Here is a 26,608-nt window from a genome sequence, read left to right as displayed (position 1 = left end):
TTCATAAACCACTGTTTTATCTGAAAAAATCAAAATCCTCTGCGGCTCACTGTCATTTCTGTCAGATGACAGAAGCCCCGGATTGAAAAAAGCTGTCAGTCATCCTGCATGGAGCACTGACATGTCTGACCAACCCTTTTCCTTGTTACAAAATCTCGCCAAGGCAGAAACCTCCTCCTCTGAACGCACGGATGACAAAGTGGCTTTTGTCAGTGCCATGGAAAAAATGGGGATCAGTTCGGTATTCGATATCGTGCGCCGCGCCAAACCGGCTTTCGTGCGCGAACTGCTTCAGTACAGTGATGCCAACGGTGATCTGGCCTACGAGAATGCCCGCTGTTACGCCACCCAGATCGTGCGCCTGTACCGCAACCAACTGGTGTCCTCCGGGCGCACTCAGACCCTGACCCAGCGCACGGGTGTGCGTTCGCTGGTGGATATCGGCCCCAGCTTTCCCAACCTGTTCAAAGAGAACTGGGATCTGTTTTGCAAAGTGGGAGCCATTGAAGCCAGGGACTCTCCCGCCGCCTACCTCACCGCTCTCTACCGCTTCGCAATGGAAGAGCTGGAAGGCAGTAGCGCCGAACCCGACCGTATTCACCTGAATACCCGTCGCCCTGACCTGAAAGACCTGTTGATCGATAATCAGACGACCTACACCTCGATCCCCACTCTTGAAATCGTCAACACGGTATTGGAAAAGGCCATTGGTGCCTACACAAACACGGTCGAGGGGCTCAAGGGCAAGAGCATTTATCAACTGGTCGCCGAGAAGCAGCACCCTTTCCAGTTTCCCTACAATTTTCATCATCGACAGATCAGCCTGGGGCTCGCGGGCAAGAAGCCGATCCTCGGAGAGTTGAGCTACCGCATCAGCTTTCAGGTCCCCGCCACCTCGCCGGGCAGCAATGCTTATGGTGCGGTGCAATCGGGCAGTGCCTGGGCACAGATAATGATGAGCGGCACGGGGCCGGAGCAGCAGGCGCTTGTACTGGCTCCGGCCTTGCCGGAAGCGGACGAATCCCTGATCACGCAGTTCTTCAAGAACAAATACGGCACCCTGTACGTCAGCGGAGCGGGCAATCCGCTGAACTCGCTCAAGATATTCAATGAAAAAACCGGTCTGTCAGGTAATGCCGTAGAGGCGCTGCTGGCGACAGGAGACCACTCTCCTCACCCCTCACCCAATGTTCAGGCAGCAGGTGCCGCCAGCACTCCGCAAACCGCACAGCCGACCGATAGCGACATTGCCGCGGCCCATTCGGCCAAATACGGTGCCAGCTACGTCAATGGCCCGACAGACACTGCCGCCATGGAGCTGGGCCTGGATGCGCAACAGAAACGTCAGTTGCTCAATACCAGCCTGGATCGTTTCGACCGCATGCAGCGCATGATTCGTCTGCAACGCTGGCTGAATATCCCGTTCGCACAGCTCGACACTCTGCTCATGGCGATCATCCGTTCCGAGGGGGCGGCCAATCCCGGTAACGCGCTGACCGAGAACACCCTGCGCGCGCTGGGCGTCTATCGCTACCTGAACCGACGCTATTCGATTGAGCCGCAAGAGTTTGCCGGTTTCTTTCATCAGTTGAGCGCCTATACCAGCCAAGGGCACTTATCGATGTTCGACCGGGTCTTCAACAACCCGGTGCTGTTCGACACGCCGCTGGTCCTGGACGGGAGGCAGGTCTGGCTGACCAGCGGAGACAGCCCTAGCAACAAGACCCTCACACAGATCTGTGCCGCATTAGGTCTGGAACATACTCGGGAAAGCCTGTGGCCGATTCTTATCGATACCCGAAATGCCTATGCCGGCGCAGACCAGGCCTTCAGACGCACCCTGTCGATGATATCCTCCATGTATCGTCAGACCCGCATCGCTTCGATGTTCGGCCTGACAGCACCGGCCAGCCGTGCGCTGGTCGATCTGTTGGGGGGTGAGTCCTATCGCAGTCTGGTCGTGAAAGGGACGATCAGAAATGCTGTCGGCGAAACAGCGGACCAGGCCTCTGCCCCCGATGTCCTGGACATTCTCATGCAACTGGACTGGGCCGTAGACTGGCTCAACGAAACCGGTCGTGATGTATGGACGCTGCGCCGCCAACTGGCGGTCGATACCGTCGAACCCTCGGTTTCTCAATCGTTGCTCGACCAACTGGAGCAACTGGGCAAGGAAGCGCGCGAAACCGTACTGACCGGGCAACAGCTCAGCGCATTGAACCTGCCAGCCAAGGATGACAATGACGTCGCCATCGACTGGTGGGGAAGCGTGCTCGCCCCGCTCATCGAAGCCCATGGTCTGGTCAAGGCGCTGCCCTTGACCCTGGAGGGCAACGTTGCAGACGACATGGACGCACTGCTCGCCGTACAGCTAGAGCCGGTCGCTCTCGATGCGCCCAGCAAAGAGATGGCCAGGACCCGGCTCGGCGAATTTCTGTTCAAAGGCTACGTCATTCAGCACCGCTTGATGGAAGGTCTGCTGCAGTCCAGCGCCGGGGTGCCGCTGGATCGCTGCGAAACAATCATGCGCTGGGCCGGCACCAGCGCCGACGTCTTCCTGGGACAAGCCATCGACACCGCGACAGGTGCCAGCCTCAGCCTGCCGCTGATTGACGGCAGCCAGGAACTGATCGACACGTTGATGACCCTGCATCGCTATGCCGAGGTCAATCAGCAACTGGGCCTCAGCGCCCAGGCGTTGCGCACCTTTCTGGTCAATCCCGCATGGCTGCATGCCAGCCTGGCCGCCCCGCTGCCGCTTTCGCTGACCAGCCTCTATGTTCTGGATCGTTACCGGCACTTGCGTGACAACTGCGAACAGCCGGAAGCGACCTTGCTGGCTTATTTCTTACTGGCCAACAACGGCGGCACACCGGATCAATGCGATGCGCAACTGGCAGTGCTGACAGGCTGGAGCACAACCGAACTGGCCAGAGCGCGCACGCAGTTGGGAAGCATCGCCAAGTCCATGCACCAGGTGGACTGGATAAAACGCATGCAGGATACCTGCAACTCGACGGGCCTCAGTGCCGATCAACTGCTGGACGCAACGGAATTGACCAGCGCCAGCACCATCGACCAATGGAAACAGGTGGGAGATGCCGTCATGGGCACGAATCGTTAACCCGCGCCTCAGCCCTCTTATCATCGATTGCCATGGAGGCAACACACATGTCCCTTTCCGTTGAAAGCCAGCTCAATGAGTCCTTTCGGGACGCGCTGGTGGAGTACTACCTGGGGGAGGTCGTTCCCAATTCAGCCTTGCTGATCCAGCTGGGCCTGGACCAGCGCCTGAAAACCGCCAACGATCTCTATGAGTTCTTCCTGCTCGACAATCAGGTCTGCAATGAGGTGGAAACCAGCCCTGTAGCCTCGGCGATTGCCAGCCTTCAGCAGTACATCAACGGTGCCTTGCTGGGTATGGAGCCGGGATACGAACGGCTGGACCCCACTCAGGCACACTTCGTCGAATGGCGCGACCGCAGCAGCCAATACCCGATCTGGGCCGCCAACATGCAACTGGCCCTGTACCCGGAAGTTTTCATCTCGCCGGCGCTGCGCCTCAAGAAGTCCGGTTACTTCACGCAACTGGAAAACGACATCAACCAGAACAAGATCAGTATCGATACCACTCAGGAAGCCGTGAAGTCTTATCTGGCCAGCTTCGAGGAAGTGGCCAATCTCACCATCATCAATGGTTACATCGACAGCACCCGGTTCGCCGAAGGCAAGTATTACTTCATCGGCAAATCCCGCGCCGAAAACATCTATTACTGGCGCATGGTCGACATGAACGAACGGGCCTATCTGGAAGGCACCGATGGTCCCAGACATGATCACCCGACACCGGGTGCCTGGTCGGACTGGAAACGCGCGGACATCGGCGTCAACGCCACCACCCTGGAACGCACCCTGCGGCCGGTATTCTTCAACAACCGGCTATTCGTGACCTGGGTCGACATCATCGATGTTGCAGGCGAAGCGAAGATCTCCGGTTCTGCCGAAGCTCCCACGGTGACCACAACCGACCAGGTACAACTGGTGTTCAACATGTCGTACAAGAAATACGACGACTCCTGGAGTGCTCCTCAGCCTTATATGAGCGTGGTGAGTGCCAGTGTACTCACCAGAGCCGACAAGACCATCGACCTGAAAAGAGACCTCAATAGCATTGCAACTTTCGATATATCCGCCTCGCCGGAATCGCTGTTCATTGCCATGTATGCCGGGGAAATACTGAGCGCAGGCGATACGGATGGAGGAACATCCGACTATGCCTTCCTGCATACCGCGTTTGTGGACAAGAACTTCAACACGACCCGCGCCTTTCCCTCCAAAGGTCTGGTCGATAAAGACTACGATCCGGCCACCGCCGAACCCAACGAGTTACGTATCAGAAAAACCTGCTGGGTATTTGCCCTCAAGAACAAGGCCAACTTTCAATTTACCTGGAACATGCGGGTCGGCTTCAAGACCATTACCACATCGTCACCCGAGACGGGCACCGAGGATTGGGATTACAGAGGGTGGCAATCCAGAGTTCGCGCTCTGGAAGACCCGGCCAACAGGCTGCCCACCATAGATCACGCCAACTCAACCTTCCAGATCACCACGGATATCAATAAAAGCATCATTCCGGATGAGGATGAAAATGCGCCACCGCCGCTGACCATCGACATTGTTTTCCAGGGCGCAGAGGGCAGCATCGCTCTGCATCTGGTAGTCGGTAATCAGGTCGGCCTCTATAACAGACTGCTGGAAGGTTCGACCATAACTCTGCCGACCCCAGATGATTTCAACCTTCTGGCTTTGCAGTTCTTCATGTATACCAACTATGCAAACAAAGAGCCTTCGGGACTTGAAAACTTCATAGTCAACGCTACGTATTCTCCCTTTATTCTATTTGGTAGCACCAACGTAATCGATTGCAATGGGGGCTTCGTCAAGAATTACCTGATCCGTCTGGTAAATGGCGAAACACCTTATAGTGTCAGCGATGTCAAGACGGGAATAATATTGCTGGACTACCTTATTGCTGTACCAGCTACTCCGGCAATAGAGTTTTCCATCCCTGAGAAGTCGATAACGCTGGCCCAGTACTTCAGTCACCCGGCAGACATGAACAAGCCGTATGAGGCGCAACTGCATCTCAACAATGCCAGTCACGCGGACCAGATCCTGGCGCCCAGCCCCTACTCGGCAACCATATCGTTCGACAAGTCGACGTTACGCCCCAAGCTGCCCGCGACTTACATCGAAGGCTCCAATGCGTTCTACATCACCCATGGTGTCGGCATAAATGCCAAGGATGGAGGCTGGATTGCCAGCGCCATCAGATCCACAAAACTGGAACTCACCTGGGAATCCGAAGCCGGCACCGACCCGATAGCGCCAAAAATCAGCAAACGTACCGACCCGTTTCTGGGCATCGCCGAATACATCGACTTCTCTACCTCCAGTATCCAGTTCAGCGACAGCTCGACCACTGACAAGCGCGATCCGATCCGCATGAACACCCTGTTCGCCCGTGAGCTGATCAACAAGGCCAATATTGCTCTGGAAGCCTTGCTCTCCTGGGAAACCCAGCAACTTCAGGAGCCTCCAATCGGCACTGAAACCACATCGACCAAGATGGATTTCAAAGGGGCCAACGGCCTGTATTTCTGGGAGTTGTTCCTGCATCTGCCGTTCATGATTTCCCATCGCCTGAACCTGGAGCAGCGCTTTCAGGATGCCGAGTTCTGGCTGGCCTTCATTTTCGACCCGGGGCGCAAGGCCAGAAACGACGCTCCGGCCTACTGGAACGTGCGGCCACTCACCGAACTGCCTGACCCGGATTACTTTATGCGTGCGCCCATCGATCCGGACGGCATCGCCGCCAGCGATCCGGTCAGGTATCAGAAAGCCGTGTACTTCCACTACATCAAGAACCTCATCGATCGCGGGGACATGGCCTATCGGCAACTGACACCCGACAGCCTGGGCGAGGCCAAGCTCTGGTATGTGCGTACCCTTGACCTTCTGGGGCCACGTCCCGATACAGTGCTCACCAGCCGCTGGACACCGATCAAGTTGTCGGTCCTGGCGGCCTCGAGCAATCCGGGGCTGAGGGAATTTGAAAACCGGCTTATCGAGCAGGAAAGACAGGCTCGCCATGAAGGCGGTCAACTGCCGTTGCTGCGTCTGAGCACCTTCGGCAGCGACCCGACCCTGAGCGCAGAAGACACCGATCACTTTATCGTGCCCATGAATGCGGAACTGACCCGCTACTGGGACATGCTCGAATCGCGGCTGCATAACCTGCGGCATAACCTGACACTGGATGGCAAACCCCTGTCACTGCCGCTGTTCGCCGCACCATTGGACCCACGCGCCCTGCTGGCCGCCTATGCCAATGGTGCCACCGAAGGTGGCTCGGGCAGTCTTCTGGCACAGGAAACACCTCATTACCGTTATGCCGTGATGTTCAACCGGGCCAGTGCTGCGGTGGATAACCTGATCCAGTTTGGCTCAACCTTGCTGTCGATCATCGAACGCAAGGAACAGGGGCAACTGGCGGAACTGCAACAGCAGCAGGTGTGGGAGTTCGCGCAATACGCCATCGACCTGCAGCGGGAAGCTCAGAAAGTCGAAGTGGAAGCACGCAAGGCGTTGCAGGCCAGTCGAGATATTTCCGCTGCCAGAGCCGTTTTCTATGCAGGGTTGGCAGCGGAGAATGTCAGCCCCGCAGAAATCATCGCCGCTGCATCGCATCTGAGCGCCAGGGTTGCAAGCGGTGTTGCTGCCACCGCGACAGCCGTTTCGGCTGCACTCAAACCCAGTCCCAATCATGCTGGATTTCATGCCGGTGCAATCGGAGGAATGGCTGCTGGCGTCGCATCAGGAGGAGCCATGGGAGGCTTCCGTCTTGAGGGTGTTCCCGAAATGGTCGCCATCGGCGCACATGCCGTCGCCACCCTGAACGATGCCATTGGCGACGCTCTGGAACGCTCGGAAATATTCCGCCGCCGCCTGCAGGAATGGGAAAATGCTCGCGACCAGGCCAAACTCGAAGTCGATCAGATCGCCGCGCAACTGGCCGTCCACGATGCCCAGACCCGTGTCACGGCGCTGCAATTGCGTCAGGCCGAGGAAGCCAGGAAACAGGCAGAAGTCGTCCATGCCTTCCTCAACAAGCGCTTTACCAACAGCCAGCTTTACCAGTGGCTCAACGGCCAGTTCTCGACCTTTTACTACCAGGCTTACGACGCGACCTTTTCGCTGTGCCTGGCCGCACAGGCCTGTTGGCAATACGAGATTGCCGATTATTCGACAAGCTTCATCCAGCCCGCGGCCTGGAAAGATACCTGGCGCGGCCTGACCGCTGGCGAGTCGCTCAAGCTGAACCTGTTGCGCATGGATGCCGCGTATCTGGCCCGTCATGATCGCAAGCTGGAAATCGTCAAGACGGTGTCGGTGAAACAGTTGCCCGTTTCGACCGAGGACGATCCCAGCCTCAATATGGGGTGGGACGCCGTGGTCACCCGTCTGGCAGAAGAAGGCATCGTCGAATTCGAAATAACCCGCGCCATGCTCGATGCCGACTACCCCGGCCACTTCCTGCGCCGCATCAAACGCATCAGCGTTTCGTTGCCGGTGACGGTCGGTCCTTATCAGGATATTCGCGCCACCCTGACACAGAGCTGGAATGCCGTACAGATGAGCAGCCCCGACGGCCCGCTCAAGGAAAACATGCGCGCCAGCCAGCAGATCGCAGTGTCGACCGGTATCGATGACGACGGCCTGTTCGTTTTCAACTTCGATGACGAGCGTTACCTGCCCTTTGAAGGCACCGGTGCGATTTCCCGCTGGGCCCTGACCTTCAGTGCCGGGCAAGAAGAGATGATCGCTTCGATCACCGACATCATCGTACACGTGCGCTACACCGCAAAAAGCAGCTAGCGAGGGAGAGCCAGAGCCATGGATGCCCAAGAATCTTCACTACAGACATCTCAACCCGCTGTCATTACCCCGTCGCTGCCCAAGGGCGGCGGGGCCATTCAAAGTATCGGCAAAGGCTGGGGTGCCGTTGGCAGCAACGGCACCGCTTCCCTGGAGATCCCCCTGCCCGTCAGCCCTGGCCGAGGCTATGAGCCGGCGTTGTCGCTCAACTACCAGAGCAGCATCGGTAATGGCCTGTTCGGCCTGGGCTGGAACCTGAATATCGGCTGCGTGGCACGACGTGCCAGCAAAGGCGTGCCGACCTATACCGATGAGGATGTGATCCTCGGTCCCAACGGCGAAGTCTGGCTGCCCGAACGCGATGCCGACGGCACCATCCGCTTCACCCGTGTCAGCAGCTACAACGGCCATGACCTGGGCGTGACCTATCAAGTGGTTCGCTATTTTGCCAGGCTCGAAGGTGCATTCGAGCGGATCGAGCACTGGCGCATCGATACGGTCGATCCGGGCTTCTGGTTGATTCACGACGCCGACGGCAACCTGTACTTCTACGGCAAGAAAGCGAGTTCGCGCAGCACCGACCCTGCAGACTCCAACCGTGTCGCCGAATGGTTGCTGGAAGAAAGCATGAACCCTCTGGGCGAACACATCCTGTACGAATACAAGGCCGAGGACGAAGTCGGCCTTCCCGAAGATCATCCTCGGGACTTCATTGCCCAGTGCTATCTGTGGCGGGTTCGCTATGGCAACGCCCAGGCACATCCCGTGCTGTATCTGTGGGACGAAGACTCACTGGAAAACCTGCAATGGCACTTCGACCTGCTTTTCGACTATGGCGAACGCAGCACCGATCCGAAGGAAAAACCCACTTATGCCGAACAGGTTGCATGGCCGGTGCGCAGCGACCCGCATTCCAGCTTTGCCTATGGCTTCGAGCTGGGCAATCTGCGCTTGTGCCAGCAGGTCCTGATGTTTCATCACTTTCCGGACGAGCTCGAAGAATCCCCCTTGCTGGTCCAGCGCCTGCTGCTGGAGTACCAACAGACCAGTCTCAAGTACAACCTGCTGAGCGCCGCGCATGCCCAGGCCTGGGATGGAACGACGTCCAGGCAGCTTCAGCAGCAGCCGGCCATGCAGTTCAGCTACAGCCAGTTCAACACCGAGAACGACATTTACACGCCACTGGACCCCATGCCCGGTCTCAACGACGGCCAGAACTATCAAATGATCGATCTGTATGGCGACGGGCTGCCGGGCGTGCTTTATCAGAGCGACAAGAGCTGGTTCTATCGGGAACCGGTACATGCCGAATCGGGGGAGCCGGATACCGTGACCTATGCCCCTGCGCGGGAGTTGCCGGAGATTCCGGCGACCGACTCCAGCAAACCGGTGAACCAGACACTGCTGGACCTGACCGGTGACGGACGCCTGAACTGGCTTATCGCCCAGCCCGGCATGGCGGGCTTCCTCACTATCAACCCCGACCGTAGCTGGTCCGGCTTCACCCCCTTCCAGAGTTTCCCGGTCGAGTTCCAACACCCCAGGGGGCAACTGGCCGACCTGACCGGTGACGGCCTTTCCGACCTGGCCCTGATCGGCCCGCACAGTGCTCGCCTGTATGCCAATCGTCGAACCATAGGGTTCTCCGTGCCCATGGACGTTCCCCACGACGATGACCGCTTGCCCGTATTCAGCGACAGCCCCAACGAGCTGGTGGTGTTCAATGATCTGCTCGGCACAGGCCAGCAGCACCTGATCCGTATTAGACACAACGAAGCCCGCTTCTGGCCAAACATGGGAGGCGGACGCTTCGGCACGGGCAAGTTGTTCGCCAGCCTGCCGTTCGACTACGACACCTTCGATGCGCAACGGATCCGGCTCGCCGATCTGGATGGCTCGGGAGCCAGCGACCTGCTCTACCTTGAACCCGAAGGCATCCGGATTTTCATGAACGAAGGTGGCAATGCCTTCGCAGAGCCCTTCGAGCAAGCCTGGCCCGAAGGCATGTTGTATGACCGTTTCTGCCAGGTCAGCGCCGTCGACCTGCAAGGGCTGGGCTTTTCGAGTCTGGTGCTGACAGCACCACACATGGAGCCCCGCCACTGGACCCTGCATTATGCCGCCAACCGGGCAGGCCTGCTGCACAAGCCTTACCTGCTCAACGCCACGGATAACCACATGGGCGCAACGGGCGAAGTGACTTACCGCAGCTCGGCACAGGAATGGCTGGATGAGAAAAAAGCCTTGCAGGATGCCGGAAAAACTCCCGTCTCGTTCATGCCGTTTCCGCTTCATGTGGTCGTCCGGCAGACCCGCAAAGACATCGTGACCGGAACGACCCTGACCCAGCTTTTCAACTATCGCCAAGGTTTTTATGACCCGCAGGAACGAGAGTTTCGTGGCTTCGGTCTGGTCTTGCAGACCGACACGGAAAAACCGCCGCAGCAGCAGGAAGGCTTTACCGCCGGGGTCTTGAACAAGACCTGGTTTCACAACGGACGCACGGCAATCCCCACGGGCGACGACTACGACACCAGCGACCCTCAGGCCATACCGCTGGGCGAACACTTGCTGTCCGGTTACGACCCGGATACGCACACCGACCACTTGATCACCGATCCCGACGAAGCCACGCGCCAGGAAATGGCACGCGCACTCAGCGGCTCGCCACTGCGCACGGAGATCTTTGGTCTCGACGAAAATCAGCAACCGGACGTGCTGTATTCCGTGCAGGCGTATCGTTATCTGGTGCGCCAGCTTCAACCGCTCAACGCGCATCAGCCTTATGCGCTGATGCTGCCGCTGGAGCTGGAATCCATCACCTGGCAATACGAAGCCGAACAGCTCGATGACCCCATGTGTCAGCACAGCCTGAATCTGGCCTGGGACCTTTATGGCACTCTGACCCACAGCGTGGTCGTGAACTATGCCCGCCGCAAGAAACCGGGCGATACGCCGCCGTTCGAGGATCCCTATCAGCAGCAATGGTGGCAGGCCTCCCACGACGAAGCGCAGCAGTACTTCTATCTCAACGAGATGCGCAGCGAGTCCATCCATCTGGACGACCCACAGAGCTGGCGACTGGGCTTGCCGTACAGGGGACGCAGCAATGCCATGGTCGTTCCCGCCAGCGCCCTGTCACCCTCACAGATCAGCCATGAACGGTTCATCGATCCGCAGGGAACATTCGCCAGCCTGCCGCGCACACTCACCGCTCTTTCGGTCCAGCGCTACATCGGTTGCAGCGACGGAGAAGCGACCTTTCAGGCACTGACCGATGCAACCGAAAGCGCAGAGCTCGATGATCATGCCCTCAGCGCCTACGATCGGGTCATGGATTCCGCGCAGCTGACCGCCCGGCTGATAGAGGTGGGTTATCAGCAGATGCCGTCGTTTCTGCCGGATGACGGTTTGAACCTGTGGTCGGTCAAGCGGGGATTCGCCACCTATGCGGGGCCTGAAGGCTTCTATCGCATCATGACCTTCAGGCCGACACGCAGCCACGGCTGGAGCAGCGTCGAATACGACCCTTACTACCTGTTTGTGGCCAAGGTGACCGACCCGGTGGGTTGCAGCACCACGGCGAGCTACAACTACCGGGCGCTGCAAGTGTTCCGAATCGTCGACCCCAATCGCAACACCCAGGAGGCGGACTACGATGGATTCGGTCGCTTATGGGCCACCAGCTTCTACGGCACCGAACTTGGCCAGCCAGTCGGCTTTGATCCGCTGAACCCCGACAAGCGTTTCTGGGGTGGCAGTAATGCAGCCGTCAATGCCCCGGCGAATGCGCTGGCAAATTCGGCCAGCGTTTACTACTACGACGGCAATCTCATCATGGACCCGGGGACCATTCCCTTTGCCTGTGCAACCCTGCAGGCTGACCGTTACCCGGGCGATCCGGAAAAACAGATCCGCATCAGTCTGGTTTCGCTGGATGGCTTCGGACGCACCTTGCAGACCCGTCAACTGGTCGAAGACGGTGACGCCTATGCAGTCGATGCAAACGGTTATCTGGAGCTGGAAAACGGCAAGCCGAAGATCGTCCACGCCTCACCGCGCTGGAGAGTCAGCGAGCGCGTGGAATACAACAACAAGGGATTGGCGGTGCGAATCTATCGCCCCTACTTCGCCAACAGCCATGTGTACATCAAGGACGAACGCCTGCGTGAACACGGCCATTACGACCGCCAGTTCTACGACGCACTGGGACGCCCGACCATTACCCTCACCGCCAAGGGCTGGATGCGGCGCCAGACGTACAGGACCTGGTACACCATCAGCGAGGATGAGAACGATACGGCCGAAGAAATGCTGGCCCTGAAAGCAGCAGGTGAACAGGAATGAGCCATTCACTTCATGCACATACCCCTCTTGTCCGCACCCTGGATGGACGGGGGCTGACCCTGCGCGAAATCGCCTGGCGCAGGGTGCAGAGCGAGGAAGAACCGCAAGCCCTGATAAAGCGCATGGCCTACGACTCCGCCGGGCGTCTGACTGCGCTGTGGGATCCGCGTCTGTGGGCACTTGCAGAACAGGATGCTGCATCGCCAGCCAATCGCAGACATCATTACAACCTGGCCGGCATCCCGCTCTCGAGCAAGAGCGTCGACGCCGGGGAGGATCTTGCCCTGCTGGCCGAAGCCGGCAACGTCATTCAGAGCTGGGACGCGCGAGGCAGCGCCTGGCAAACCCGTTACGACCAATACCTCAGGCCTGTGGCGACAGTGGAAATCGATGACCGGCACAACAGCCGGACCATCACACGCCTGGTCTACGCCGATAACAGCGACGCCTCGGCAGAACATAACCAGTGCGGCCAACTGATCCGCCTGGATGACACGGCCGGCACATTACACTTTGCCGATTACGGAGTGCTCGGCCAGGTGCTCACGCTATCCCGGCAATTCCTGAAAACCCCGGAACTGCCTGACTGGACGGAAGCCACGGACTATCTCGACCTTGTGGAAAGCGAAGCCTTCACCACTCAATGGCAGTACAACGCGACAGGAGAACCAATACTTCAGACCGATGCCAGGGGCAATGCCCAACGTTTTGCCTATTCGGTCGCGGGAGAGCTGAGCGGCGTCTATCTGCGCCTGAATGCACAGAACGAAACCCCGCTTATGGACAGGATCAGCTACAACGCATTCGGCCAGGCTCAAGAGCAGACCGCTGGCAACGGCGTGGTCACCCGGAGCGTTTATGAAGCGTCCAGCGGTTTACTGCAAAGCGTGACCGCGGATCCTCTGCAATCTCTGCATTACAGCTATGATCCGGTCGGTAATATCCTGCAGATCGAAGACCGGGCTCAACCGGTGCGCTTCTTCGCCAACCAGCAGGTCGAGCCGATCAGCCATTATCGCTATGACACCCTGTATCAACTGATCGAAGCCACAGGCCGCGAGGTCAGTACCGGTGCCAGCCATGGTCCGGCCTTGCCGGGTCTGCAACCGTTGCCCCCCGATCCCAATCAGGTCAGCAACTACACCCGGCAATACGACTACGATGCGGCAGGCAACCTGTTGCAGATGCGTCATGTCGGCGCGCAAGCCTTCACTCGCACCATGCGCGTCGCACCGGACAGCAATCGCAGCCTGCCCGAGGGTGAAACCGATGCGGATTTTGCAACCGGCTTCGATGCCAACGGCAACCTGCTGCAACTGATACGCGGCCAGACACTGGAATGGGATCTGCGCAATCAATTGCAGCAGATCATCACCGTCACCCGCGCCACAGCCGCCAACGATCAAGAGCGCTATATCTACGACGCTCTGGGCCAGCGCTGCCGCAAGATCAGCAGCACCCAGACCGCCAGCCGTACCCTGCTCAACGAAGTCCGTTACCTGCCGGGGCTGGAGATCCGTACCAGCGCCGACGGTGAAATCCTGCACGTCATCACCGCCGACAAGGCGCAGGTGCTGCACTGGCAGGCAGGCAAGCCGGACGGCATCGCCAACGATCAGATTCGCTACAGCCTGACCGATCACCTGGGCTCCAGCACTCTGGAACTGGACCAGCAAGGCGGCCTGATCAGCCAGGAAAGTTATTACCCGTTCGGCGGCACGTCATGGTGGGCTGCACGTAGTGCGCTGGAAGCGAAATACAAGACAATTCGATATTCAGGCAAGGAACGCGATGCCAGCGGGTTGTATTACTACGGTTTCCGTTATTACGCACCGTGGCTACAACGCTGGATCAATCCCGATCCGTCGGGAGATATTGACGGATTGAATTTGTATCTGATGGTGAGCAACAACCCCATCGGCCTGGTCGATGCCGACGGAAGAATGGAATCGTCGGCCACTCAAAGAAAAGACCTGAAAGAGGCAAAGAACCTTCTTCTCCACAACATCCTGATTCATACACTCGCATTGGACATTACCGAAGAACGGGTCACAGCCGCCCGGTTACAGATATACAACTATCTGGACCCCGGCGAGCGCAAGCGGTCCGCTGCAAAACGCAGCAGTTCCTTGCTTGGAGGAGCGGCTGCCCAACTAGGAGGCTCCATAGGCGGCGGCGCTGCGGTAGGTGCCGCCGTCGGAGCCGTCACGTGTGGTCCCCTTGGGGTCGTAGTAGGAGGGATTGCGGGCGGTATAGCCGGTAGCCAGGCAGCAGGTTATGCCGCAGAAACCGCAGCGGAAAAACTTGAATTGACGACGGCGGTCAATCTGAAGGTCAGTGCTCTGAACCCTTATAAAATACTTCATGAAGCGTCGGTAACGGCCAACTCACTGTATGAAAAGGCCCTGTTCAAAATTCGCGAGAAGACCAATATCCGTGATCCGCAAGTACGTAAAAAAGCCATGCAGACTGCTGTTTCATCGGTACTGGGACTTATCCCGCTGGTCGGCAAGCCCCTGAAAAGCGCTCCGCAAGTCGCAGAACTGGGTTACGAAATCTATAAAAGTGACGAAGACATACCACTTGAAAAATGGCAGCACCTGGACTCCAACCTGGACTCTCTGGAATGGGCGCTGGAAGACAACTTACTCAGTCTCAAAGCACTATTCGAAAAGGCAGAAATCACTGAAATCAAAATCAGCCGTATACCGACCGTCCACAAGGAATCCTTTGCAACCCTGAAAAAAGCCACAGAGAACGTAATCGGACTTATCTCCAATACCCGTGAATGGTCTCTCGAAGCCAGAAAAGCTGGCAGAAGAGGTTCACAGTTCATGATTACACGCCTGTGAATCCGGACGACTGGATACCTGACCCAGCCCAACAGGCCGGTATCTCGATATAAAACCCGCTTCGATCGCAGACAGGGACGCTTGCGAATGAATACCTCACTGCACACCCAAACCCCTGCGCTTGTCGTCACAGACCCACGTGGCCTCGCAGTACGTGACATTGCGTTCTATCGCAGCCGCCCGGATCAGCCTGTCGCCGAACGCCTGACACATCAGGCCCATGACCCGGCAGGACGTCTGATCGACAAACGTGACCCGCGTCTCACGCATCCCAACCTCAGCACGACTTACAGCCTCAGTGGCCGGGTACTGCTCACCGACAGTGTCGATGCCGGTTGGCAACTCGCATTATGGGGTGAAGCGGGCCAGACCCTGGCGAGCTGGAACAGTCGCGACATTCAACGCCGGATCGAATACGACACGCTGCTGCGCCCGGAGACTGTCACCGAACAGGGGCGTGTCACCGAGCGCGCCGGCTACGGTGGCCCGAACGATCATGCGCACAATCAATGCAATCGATTGATCCGCCATGACGATCCCGCCGGGACCCGGCATCTGTCGGATTATGGGGTTCCTGGCTCGCCGATGAGGGAGACCAGATACTTTCTGCCGACTGCCGGGACACCGGACTGGCCACTGGCCGAAACCGAGCGTGATGCTCTGCTGGAAAACGTCCCTTTCACGACATCGTCGGCGTTCAATGCGCTGGGAGAGGTCATGCGTCAAACCGATGCCATGGGCCATGCGCAGCATTTCAGCCAGAGCGTGGCAGGACAATTGAAAGTCGTCGAATTGACCTTGGCCGGTGCCGAGCAGCCACAGACGCTGGTCAGTGAGATTCGTTACAACGCATTTGATCGGGTCGAGCAGGAAACAGCAGGGAACGGAGTCGTAAGCCACTCACACTTCGATCCGCAAGACGGTCGCCTGATGGAGTTCAGTGCCGCATTACCAAGCCAGCCGGCACTGCAACACCTCATCTACAGTTATGATCCGGTCGGCAATATCCTGCAGATCGAAGACCGGGCTCAACCGGTGCGCTTCTTTGCCAACCAGCAAGTCGAGCCGATCAGCCATTACCGCTATGACACGCTCTATCAACTGATCGAAGCCACAGGCCGCGAGGTCAATACCGGTGCCAGCCATGGCCCGGCCTTGCCGGGTCTGCAACCGTTGCCACCCGATCCGAATCAGGTCAGCAACTACACCCGGCAATACGACTACGATGCGGCAGGCAACCTGTTGCAGATGCGTCATGTTGGCGCGCAAGCCTTCACCCGCACCATGCGCGTCGCACCGGACAGCAATCGCAGCCTGCCCGAAGGTGAAACCGATGCGGATTTTGCAACCGGCTTCGATGCCAACGGCAATCTGCTGCAACTGATACGCGGCCAGACACTGGAATGGGATCTGCGCAATCAATTGCAGCAGATCATCACTGTCACCCGCGCCACAGCCGCCAGCGATCACGAGCGCTATGTCTACGACGCTCTGGGCCAGCGCTGCCGCAAGATCAGCAGCAGCCAAACCTCCAGTCGCGCGTTAACCAATGAAGTGCGCTACCTGCCGGGACTGGAAATCCGCACCAGCGCCGACGGAGAGGTCCTGCACGTCATCACCGCCGACAAGGTGCGGGTGCTGCATTGGCAGGCAGGCAAACCGGACGGTATCGCCAACGATCAGATTCGCTACAGCCTGACCGATCACCTGGGCTCCAGCACTCTGGAACTGGACCGGCAAGGCGGCCTGATCAGCCAGGAAAGTTATTACCCGTTCGGCGGCACTGCATGGTGGGCGGCGCGCAGTGCCGTGGAAGCGAAGTACAAAACCGTTCGTTATTCAGGCAAAGAGCGCGATGCCAGCGGGTTGTATTACTACGGCTTCAGGTATTACGCGCCGTGGTTGCAACGCTGGATCAATCCGGACCCGGCAGGTGATGTGGATGGGCTGAACCTTTTCCGCTTTGTCGGAAACAATCCCGTCGTATCGGTCGATGACAACGGCACCATCACCGTATTTACCAACAGGGATGAGAAATATTTTATCGATGAAGGGCTTCAGGCGCGGCTCGATGAAATTCAGCAACAGTCATCCGTACAATACGACTTTCTGAAAACAGCCTACACCCACGAATTTGAAAGCACCTATAGAATATCGTCAAAGTTCGCCCACAGGGATTACCCGTTTGAAGATTACTTTGAAAACAAATTCCGCCCCCATAAATGGACATTCAAAGAGAATTTCAAACATGTGAGAGAGGAGCCCATTGTCCACGCCGACCAGGTCGCCACCGAGCAGTTCCGCCGAGTGTCCACTGCAGAAGGTTTTCCGAATACCCTTCCTTCAGTGATCAAACGCAGTCTTGTCATCAACAAAGGCGTACAGGAAGTAGCCAGGCAGTATGCCAGTGGTTCGACAGAGCTGATGAATGCCTTTCTGACCCGTACCCAGAATGGAAAAAGTACAAACCGGTTATTGAAAACCTTCAGACTGATAGCCACTCGTGTCGAAACGAAATTCTCTGGCTCTTCCGATCTGGATATCTATGTCCACGTCGAACCTGAGGCACTGGCTGCAGCGCGTCAGGAGGTAGAACCTCTCAAGACTCCTTCCAGATTCACGGTCACAGCCGTGGAGCCACCCGCCCCTGCTTCAAGGTTTTCCGTGACGCCGGTGTCTTCGAGATTCACGGTTTCTCCGGCAACCATCGATCTGCCCAAACCGTCACCCGGCAAGCGTCGTCCTGGCGGGCATTCCCGGGCAAACCCATGAACCAACGACTGCCCGTAACAGATCGATCCCGCGATAGCAGTAAAATCCGGGCCATTGGCAGATGCGAGTTCATTCTCAAAAAAGCTCAATGCCTTCTCGCGAATGAACCCGCTCTCACCTCATTGTGACGTATGGCCCAATCTGCCAAGGTCCCCTGAACTAGACTCATGTCAGACCGCAAACAGGGACGCTTGCGAATGAACATGACGCTGCATACCCATACACCCACTCTGGTTGTCACGGAGCCACGAGGGCTGATTGTGCGCAGTATTGCGTTCTATCGGCGCGAACAGAATCAACCTGCCGATGAACGTGTAAACCGGCAAACCCACGATGCGGCGGGACGCCTGATCAGCCAGCGGGACCCGCGTCTGGCGCAGCCCAACCTCCTCACGACTTACAGCCTCAGCAGCCAGCCCCTGCTCACCGACAGCGTCGATGCCGGTTGGCGACTCGGTCTGTTGAGCGAGGCAGAGCAGATCGTGGCGGAATGGGACGGGCGCGGCAGTCAGCGGCAGATCGAATACGACGCTCTTCTGCGCCCCCTGTCGATCACCGAGCAAGGCCGGGTGAGTGAGCGCTTTACCTATGGCGGGCCGGACGCATTCGAGCATAACCAGTGCAACCAGTTGATCCGCCATGACGATACGGCAGGGAGCCTGCACTGGTCCGACTATGGGGTGCCCGGCTCGGCACTGAACGAGGTTCGGCGCTTTCTGCAAATCGTGGAAACCCCGGACTGGCCATTGCCCGAAGCCGAACGCGATGCGCTGCTGGAAGCCATCCCACTGGAAACCCGATGGGCCTTCAATGCCGTGGGCGACCTCCTTCTGCACACCGATGCCATGGGCCATACGCAGCATTTCAGCCAGACCGTGGCCGGGCAATTGAAAACGGTCCAATTGACTCTGGCAGGTGCCACTCAAGCCCAGACGCTGGTCAGCGACATTCTCTACAACGCCTTCGATCAGGTCGAGCAGGAAACGGCAGGCAATGGCATCGTCAGCCGTTCGCTTTACGATCCGCAGGATGGCCGTCTGATGGAGCGTAGCGCCGAACCTTTGCAACACCTCATCTACAGCTATGATCCGGTCGGCAATATCCTGCAGATCGAAGACCGTGCTCAACCGGTGCGCTTCTTTGCCAACCAGCAGGTCGAGCCGATCAGCCATTACCGCTACGACACCCTGTATCAACTGATCGAAGCCACGGGCCGCGAGGTGAATACCGGTGCCAGCCATGGCCCGGCCCTGCCCGGCCTGCAACCGCTGCCACCCGATCCGAATCAGATCAGCAATTACACCCAGACTTACGACTACGACAGCGCGGGCAACCTGTTGCAGATGCGTCATGTCGGCGCGCAGGCCTTCACCCGCACCATGCGCGTGGCTCCAGACAGCAATCGCAGCCTGCCCGAGGATGAAACCGATGCGGATTTTGAAACTGGCTTCGATGCCAACGGCAACCTGCTGCAACTGATACGCGGCCAGACACTGGAATGGGATGTACGCAACCAGCTACAGCAAATCACCACCGTTACTCGCGCAACGGAAGCCAGCGATCACGAGCGTTATATCTATGATGGCCAAGGGCAAAGATGCCGCAAGATCAGCAGTGTCCAAACCTCAAGCCGTACTTTGAGCAATGAAGTGCGCTACCTGCCTGGGTTGGAAATTCGCACCACAGCCGATGGTGAAATCCTGCATGTGGTGACGGCCCACAATGTTCGGGTATTGCACTGGCAGACAGGTCAGCCGAGCGGCATCGAGAACGATCAGATTCGCTACAACCTGAACGATCATCTGGGCTCCAGCACTTTGGAACTGGATCATCAAGGCGGCCTGATCAGTCAGGAAAGTTATTACCCCTTTGGTGGCACCTCATGGTGGGCTGCGCGCAATGCCGTGGACGCGAAGTACAAGACGATTCGATACTCAGGCAAGGAGCGCGATGCCAGTGGTTTGTATTACTACGGCTTGCGCTATTACGCGCCGTGGTTGCAGCGATGGATCAATCCGGACCCGGCAGGTGATGTGGATGGGCTGAATCTTTTTCGCTTTTCAAGGAACGCTCCCACCTCATGGGTGGATCCTTCGGGCTCGACCCCTTTTAATTTCGCCGATGTAATCGATGAACTCGGTAACAGTGGTGACCCTGTCCAGGCCATAGGGATAGAGGCAATAGCGCGAAAGAACCCACGCCTTGGAGGGTCCCTGCTTATAGCTCTGTCGTCCAGCAAAAAAGGGATAATCTTCGCCCAACAAGTAATCAATCAAAGCATGCCGCATTTTGCGAGCCCGGCAGATCGAAAAAAGCTGTTGACTCAATTCAGAACCTCCCCTGAAGCCCACTCCCAAACCGACACACAAATCCTCAGGATGTTAAGCCAGAGTATGAGAGCGCTGTCTGCGTTTCTTCAAACCTGGGACAGCACCAGGATAGTTGCCATGAATGAAAACGAGAGCAGTCGACAAGTGGCCTGGCAATATACCGATGACCCCGAGCATCATTTATTCATGAGAGCCGGCCCCATAAATGAGCAAGCCCACATGGCATCCTGGAACATCATCCATGAAGCTTCACACATAGCCCTGAGCACCAATGACTTCTGGTACATAAACACTCCAGAAGCAACTCCGGCGGGAGCCAGCGGGGCAGACTCATATTCGGAAAGAATCGAGACTCTCACTCAGTTACAAAGGCTCCAGAGGCATTACAAAAACATATTATGGAGTGGACCCGACGCAGTGCCGTTAGACAGCAAAACCTTTAATGAGGACCCGCTGCAGCGAACCCGGATCATATTGAAAAACGCTGACTCCATATCGCTGGCGGTTTCGTACATTAATGAGAAATTCAACGGCCCCATGGCCAGACTCAGCGTACATCATCCCTCCAGTATTCCCGCCCTGGATCTCGCCACTCCGATACCGAAACGCACTCAGCATCGGCGTCTTTCTCTGTGAAAGCACCGGGTGTCTGGTCACCGGTCTACCAACCTGCGTGCGACCGCCCCCCTGAACTAGACTCATATCAGACCGCAAACAGGGACGCTTGCGAATGAACATGACACTGCATGCCCACACCCCCACTCTGGCTGTCAAAGAGCCCCGTGGGTTGCTTGTGCGCAGTATTGCGTTCTGTCGGCGTGAACAGGATCAACCTGCCGATGAACGTGTAAACCGGCAAACCCACGATGCCGCGGGACGCCTGATCAGCCAGCAGGATTCACGTCTGGCGCAGTCCAACCTCCTCACCACTTACAACCTCAGTGGCCAGCCCCTGCTCACCGACAGCGTCGATGCCGGTTGGCGACTCGGTCTGTTGGGTGAAGCAGAGCAGATCGTGGCGGAATGGGACGGGCGCGGCAGTCAGCGGCAGATCGAATACGACGTTCTGTTGCGCCCGCTTTCGATCACCGAACAAGGCTTGATCACCGAGCGTTTTAGCTACGGTGGGCCAGATAAGTTTGAGCATAACCAGTGCAACCAGTTGATCCGCCATGACGATACGGCAGGTACTTTGTATTGGTCCGACTATGGGGTGCCCGGCTCGGCACTGAACGAGGTTCGGCGCTTTCTGCAAACCGTGGAACCCCCGGACTGGCCATTGCCCGAAGCCGAACGCGATGCCCTGCTGGAAGCCATCCCACTGGAAACCCGATGGGCCTTCAATGCCGTGGGCGACCTCCTTCTGCACAACGATGCCATGGGCCATACGCAGCATTTCAGCCAGACCGTGGCCGGGCAATTGAAAACGGTCGATCTGACGCTTGCAGGGGCTGTGCAATCGCAAACGCTGATCAGTGATATCGACTACAACGCCTTCGATCAGGTCGAGCAGGAAACGGCGGGCAATGGCATCGTCAGCCGTTCGCTTTACGATCCGCAGGATGGCCGTCTGATGGAGCGTAGCGCCGAACCGTTGCAACGTCTCATCTACAGCTATGATCCGGTCGGCAATATCCTGCAGATCGAAGACCGAGCTCAACCGGTTCGCTTCTTTGCCAACCAGCAGGTCGAGCCGATCAGCCATTACTATTACGACTCCCTGTATCAACTGATCGAAGCCACAGGCCGTGAGGTCAATACCGGCACCAGCCATGGCCCCGCCCTGCCCGGCCTGCAACCTCTGCCGCCCGATCCGAATCAGGTCAGCAATTACACCCAGACTTACGACTACGACAGCGCAGGCAACCTGTTGCAGATGCGTCATGTGGGCGCGCAAGCCTTCACCCGCACCATGCGCGTGGCTCCAGACAGCAATCGCAGCCTGCCCGAAGGTGAAACCGATGCGGATTTTGAAACTGGCTTCGATGCCAACGGCAATCTGCTACAACTGATACGCGGCCAGACACTGGAATGGGATGTACGCAACCAGCTACAGCAAATCACCACCGTTACTCGCGCAACGGAAGCCAGCGATCACGAGCGTTATATCTATGATGGCCAAGGGCAAAGATGCCGCAAGATCAGCAGTGTCCAAACCTCAAGCCGTACTTTGAGCAATGAAGTGCGCTACCTGCCTGGGTTGGAAATTCGCACCACAGCCGATGGTGAAATCCTGCATGTGGTGACGGCCCACAATGTTCGGGTATTGCACTGGCAGGCAGGTCAGCCGAGCGGCATCGAGAACGATCAGATCCGCTACAGCCTGACCGATCATCTGGGCTCCAGCACTCTGGAGCTGGACCGGCAAGGCGGCCTGATCAGCCAGGAAAGTTATTACCCCTTTGGTGGCACTGCATGGTGGGCGGCGCGCAGTGCGCTGGAAGCGAAATACAAGACGACTCGATACTCAGGCAAGGAACGCGATGCCAGCGGGTTGTATTACTACGGCTTCAGGTATTACGCGCCGTGGTTGCAGCGATGGATCAATCCCGATCCGGCAGGCACTGTAAACGGGCTGAATATCTTTTGCTTCGTAGGCAATAACCCCATTCTCAACAGTGATCCGGATGGCAGAGTTTATAGAGGCAGAGGCGATGAACACGAGCAGTCTGTCTGGCTAAGCAGACATATCATTCTTCATCGCGGTCTAGGGGAGTTCCCGCCGGAACAGAGAGAAAAGCTGAAAAGCGCGCTGATCGAAACACATGTGATATTTCAGGACGCACTGTACATGATCAAGGCGCACCCGGAGGAAAGCAGCGAAATCATGCAGCAATTCTTCGGTCAGTCCTATATGGATGTAAAGAACACAGTAATAGAGGCTTGGGAACAGACTTTCATGCTGGCTGCCGAGTATCGAGGAGAACTGGGTGAAGACAAGATATTAGGCGTCAAAATGGCACCTGACTCGACCTCGCGCGCCTATATCAGAAAAAACGACCCTGAAGGTCGAATCATTCTGGGCACCAGACACATTGACAGCCCTGACCTCGCCACCCTTATAGGCCACGAACTCACTCACCTTGGCAAGGTCAGCGGAAGTCCTATAAGGGGAGCGGAATCAAAAGATTACTATTACTTGAATAGCACCGACACCTTGTTGATCGGCCTGAGCAAAACCAAGCAACGCAGAATAACTGCCGGTGCTATTTCAGGAGGGAACTTGAGCGTATTGAATGTAGAGGGGAAGACAGCATTCATAGAGAAAATCCAGTCCCTTCATCCTTTTCCAGAAATGGTGACAGAGCTGGGCTCTGCGGTCGAAGCCTTCAAGCAGTTTCCGCAAATACGGTCTCATATCGCTGCCGGAAATGCAGACACATTGATTCATTCTGCGCATCAACTTCACAAGCTTTTCAAGAAAACGATATTGCCCGCATTACGGACTCAACAAGCGCGGCAGGCTTACACATAAAACAGCATCAGATGTCTTGGCTCCCAAGAGTGCCTGCGAATGAACAGGCACTTTACCCCACACGCTTGTCGTCATCGACTCGCGGTGGTCTGGGGCGGGCGCGCATATTAACCCCGCCGATCCAGCAGATTGACCACCAGCCGGTCGATCCACCCCCACAGCCGCTGCTTGACCCGACGCCACAAAGGGCGGGCTTTCCAGTCGGCCAGAGTGATGCTGGCGCTCAGGGCAAAATCCTTTTCGAAACTGGCAACCACATCACGGGTCAAGGCCGGGTCGATGGCTTCCAGGTTGGCTTCGAGGTTGAAGCGCAGGTTCCAGTGATCGAAATTGCAGGAGCCAATACTGACCCAGTCATCGATCAGCACCATTTTCAGATGCAGAAATCGCGGTCGATACTCGAAGATCTTCACCCCGGCTCTGAGCAGTCGCGGGTAGTAACGATGCCCGGCATAACGCACCGACGGATGATCGGTACGCGGGCCTGTGAGGAGCAGGCGAACGTCGACGCCACGCGCAGCCGCTCTGCGCAATGAACGACGGACTTTCCAGGTGGGCAAAAAGTACGGAGTCGCCAGCCAGATACGCTTCTGGCCGCTGTTCAAGGCTCGGACCAGTGATTGCAGAATGTCGCGATGCTGGCGCGCATCGGCGTAGGCCACACGACCAAACCCTTGCCCGGAATCGGGGACTCTTGGCAGGTGCCTGAGGCCGAAATCCTCAATGGGCCGCCAGGCCGTGCGATGGGTGTTGGCGTGAAACTGGCGGTCGAACAAAGCCTGCCAGTCGATCACCAGCGGGCCGGTGATTTCCACCATCACTTCATGCCACTGGCTGGAAGTCTTCGCCGGCTCCCAGAACTCATCCGTGACACCCGTACCGCCCACGACCGCCAACTCTTTATCCACCACCAGGATTTTGCGATGGTCACGATAGAAGTTGCGGATGCCCCGCCGCCAACGGATGGGGTTGTAGAAACGCAGGATCACGCCAGCATCGGTCAGTTGCTTGCGCAAACCGGCGTCGAAAGCCTGGGAACCGAAGTCGTCAAACAGACAGCGCACGATCACGCCGCGTCGTGCAGCATCGGCCAAGGCTTGAACGATGGCATTCGCGCAGGCACCCGCTTCGACCAGATACAGCTCCAGATCGACCTGCTGTTCGGCACAGTCGATAGCGGCGATCATGCGCGGGAAAAAGGTCGGCCCATCAATCAGCAGTTGAAAGCGATTGTCCGGACGCCAGGGGAAGATCGCTCCAGCCACGTCAACGTGCCATAGCGTTCAAAGCAGCGGTAGCAGGACAGTGACAGGCCAGCATGAAAACTCCCTATGTGCATTCGAGGACAACCTTATCCGCCTGTCAGACCGCTGGCAAACTGCTCGGTTCGCCTTTCAAGGTTTCTCAGGCTGCAAACGGCATCCTTGGCGCACGCCTTGCCATGCTGCAACGCTGCTGCGTCCCAGACCGCTGGCAATGACCGATTTGGCAGGCGGATCATCCGTCAGTGTCGCGGGAATGTATTGCTTGACGTAACTGCGGCAGTATTCGGCAGGATTGTTCATCACATAGCGGCACGAACAGTATTCCTTGGCCGTATAGGCACTGATGATGGTGGGGAAAGCCTGCAAGGCGACGCGATACTGCCAGGCCAGCACGGCGACCATGAAGAGGATCAGCAAGAGCAGGCTGGTAAAAGGACGGCGCAGGATGAACATTCGACGCGCACTCATTGTTTGTCCCTCCTGCAAAAGGCTGTTCGCAGCAGTTTGAGCATCTGGTTGTGATCGTAACTGCCATCGCGATCATCGGCATAACGTACGATCACTAGTCCTTCGCTGGGAATCACATACAGCGCCTGTCCCCAATGACCGAGCGCCGCGAAGGTATCCGGCGGCGCATCGGGCCACGGACCTTCGCCGCCGTCCTGAGTACGATTGAGCCACCAGTGCCCGCCCGGCACCTCGATATTCGCCTGCAGGTTCTGGCCGACAAAAGGCGTCAGGACAAAGTTCATCCAGGCCTCGGGCAGCAACTGTTTTTGCTGCCAGCGTCCGCCGCGTTGCATCAATAGACCGATGCGTGCCAGATCACGGGCGGTCATGTAGGTGTAGGAAGAGCCGACCAAGGTGCCGCTGCCATCGGTTTCCCAGACGGCACTGCGGATGCCCAGCGGATCGAACAGTGCGGTCCATGGATAGTCCTTGTAAGCCTGTTCGCCCACCATGCTTTTCAGTGCCGCCGACAGCACATTGCTGTCGCCGCTGGAGTACAGATACGAGGTTCCAGGCGTTTTGGCGGCAGCGTGTTCAGCCGTGAAACGGGCCATATCGTCACGACCGCGGGTATAGAGCATGGCCACCACCGATGAGTTGAGCGGCGCATATTCATAATCCTCCTGCCAGTCGAGCCCAGAGGCCCAGTGCAGGAGATCCTTGAGGGTGATATCCGGATGCGCGTCGAAGGGGCTGTAGAACTTCGCGACAGGATCACTCAATTGAAAACGTCCTTCGCCGAATGCCACACCCAGCACTGTGGCCAACACGCTTTTGCTGATCGACCAGGTCAGGTGCGGCGTCTGGGCGGAGGTGACTCCGGCATAGCGTTCATAGACGATGCGGCCGTCACGAATCACCAGCAGGGCATCGCTGCGAATGCCTGCCCGGGTCGTGTCGTCGCGAGGCGGGAAAGCGTAGTTCTCAAGCGCCTCGAGCGCAGTGGTCGGCCTGGCAGGCTCAACGTCCCATTGCTCATTCGGCCAGGTTTCGGCACGGGTCGCAAAGGCATTCAGGCTCAGCAAACAAAGCAGGCACAAGCGGATAAAAAAGCGGGCCATGGCCAGAGTCTCTGAAGGATAACCGGCCAACATTAGCAGAACTTCATTACAGGAC

At 57.6% G+C, this 26,608-nt stretch carries 11 protein-coding genes; 7 read left to right on the top strand and 4 right to left on the bottom strand.

The window, feature by feature from the left end; genetic code table 11:
• The first annotated feature begins 121 nt into the window (after positions 1 to 121).
• From JSY17_RS03950 to JSY17_RS03925, 6 genes are all read left to right on the top strand, one after another.
• A complete protein-coding gene (locus JSY17_RS03950; RefSeq protein ID WP_206400626.1) occupies positions 122 to 3,124 on the top strand; it encodes a Tc toxin subunit A in 3,003 nt (1,000 codons plus the stop codon).
• 47 nt (positions 3,125 to 3,171) lie between these two features.
• The gene (locus JSY17_RS03945; protein ID WP_206400625.1) at positions 3,172 to 7,941 is read left to right on the top strand and encodes a Tc toxin subunit A-related protein; all 4,770 of its coding nucleotides are present in this window, start codon (positions 3,172 to 3,174) and stop codon (positions 7,939 to 7,941) included.
• Between the two features lie 18 nt (positions 7,942 to 7,959).
• The gene (locus JSY17_RS03940) at positions 7,960 to 12,288 is read left to right on the top strand and encodes a SpvB/TcaC N-terminal domain-containing protein (protein WP_206400623.1); all 4,329 of its coding nucleotides are present in this window, start codon (positions 7,960 to 7,962) and stop codon (positions 12,286 to 12,288) included.
• On the top strand, positions 12,285 to 15,140 hold the full coding sequence (locus tag JSY17_RS03935; protein ID WP_206400620.1) for an RHS repeat domain-containing protein: 2,856 nt from the start codon (positions 12,285 to 12,287) through the stop codon (positions 15,138 to 15,140). Before JSY17_RS03940 ends, JSY17_RS03935 begins: the two co-directional genes overlap by 4 nt.
• 87 nt (positions 15,141 to 15,227) lie before the next feature.
• Positions 15,228 to 17,912 (top strand): RHS repeat domain-containing protein, encoded by a 2,685-nt coding sequence (locus JSY17_RS03930; RefSeq protein ID WP_206400619.1) that lies wholly within the window; start codon positions 15,228 to 15,230, stop codon positions 17,910 to 17,912.
• Positions 17,913 to 18,109: 197 nt separating this feature from the next.
• The gene (locus tag JSY17_RS03925) at positions 18,110 to 20,878 is read left to right on the top strand and encodes an RHS repeat domain-containing protein (RefSeq protein WP_206400930.1); all 2,769 of its coding nucleotides are present in this window, start codon (positions 18,110 to 18,112) and stop codon (positions 20,876 to 20,878) included.
• 262 nt (positions 20,879 to 21,140) lie between these two features.
• Here the strand turns inward: JSY17_RS03925 and JSY17_RS25575 are convergent, their stop codons facing one another.
• Positions 21,141 to 21,338: a hypothetical protein gene (locus JSY17_RS25575; RefSeq protein WP_232849259.1), complete on the bottom strand. Its 198-nt coding sequence runs from the start codon at positions 21,336 to 21,338 to the stop codon at positions 21,141 to 21,143.
• Between the two features lie 3 nt (positions 21,339 to 21,341).
• Here JSY17_RS25575 and JSY17_RS03920 point away from each other — a divergent pair, with 3 nt between their 5' ends.
• Entirely contained in the window at positions 21,342 to 23,717 is a 2,376-nt protein-coding gene (locus JSY17_RS03920; RefSeq protein ID WP_232849258.1) for an RHS repeat domain-containing protein, read from the top strand.
• A 107-nt stretch (positions 23,718 to 23,824) separates the two neighbouring features.
• Here the strand turns inward: JSY17_RS03920 and JSY17_RS03915 are convergent, their stop codons facing one another.
• From JSY17_RS03915 to JSY17_RS03905, 3 genes are all read right to left on the bottom strand, one after another.
• The gene (locus JSY17_RS03915) at positions 23,825 to 24,982 is read right to left on the bottom strand and encodes a phospholipase D-like domain-containing protein (RefSeq protein ID WP_117183966.1); all 1,158 of its coding nucleotides are present in this window, start codon (positions 24,980 to 24,982) and stop codon (positions 23,825 to 23,827) included.
• Between the two features lie 129 nt (positions 24,983 to 25,111).
• A complete protein-coding gene (locus JSY17_RS03910; RefSeq protein ID WP_122372894.1) occupies positions 25,112 to 25,450 on the bottom strand; it encodes an amidase in 339 nt (112 codons plus the stop codon).
• On the bottom strand, positions 25,447 to 26,553 hold the full coding sequence (locus JSY17_RS03905) for a serine hydrolase domain-containing protein (protein ID WP_206400614.1): 1,107 nt from the start codon (positions 26,551 to 26,553) through the stop codon (positions 25,447 to 25,449). The genes JSY17_RS03910 and JSY17_RS03905 overlap by 4 nt, the downstream gene beginning before the upstream one ends.
• Positions 26,554 to 26,608: the final 55 nt, after the last annotated feature.

Source organism: Pseudomonas capsici (genome assembly GCF_017165765.1).
Taxonomy (GTDB): domain Bacteria; phylum Pseudomonadota; class Gammaproteobacteria; order Pseudomonadales; family Pseudomonadaceae; genus Aquipseudomonas; species Aquipseudomonas capsici.
This window is presented reverse-complemented; position numbering and strand designations above follow the sequence as displayed.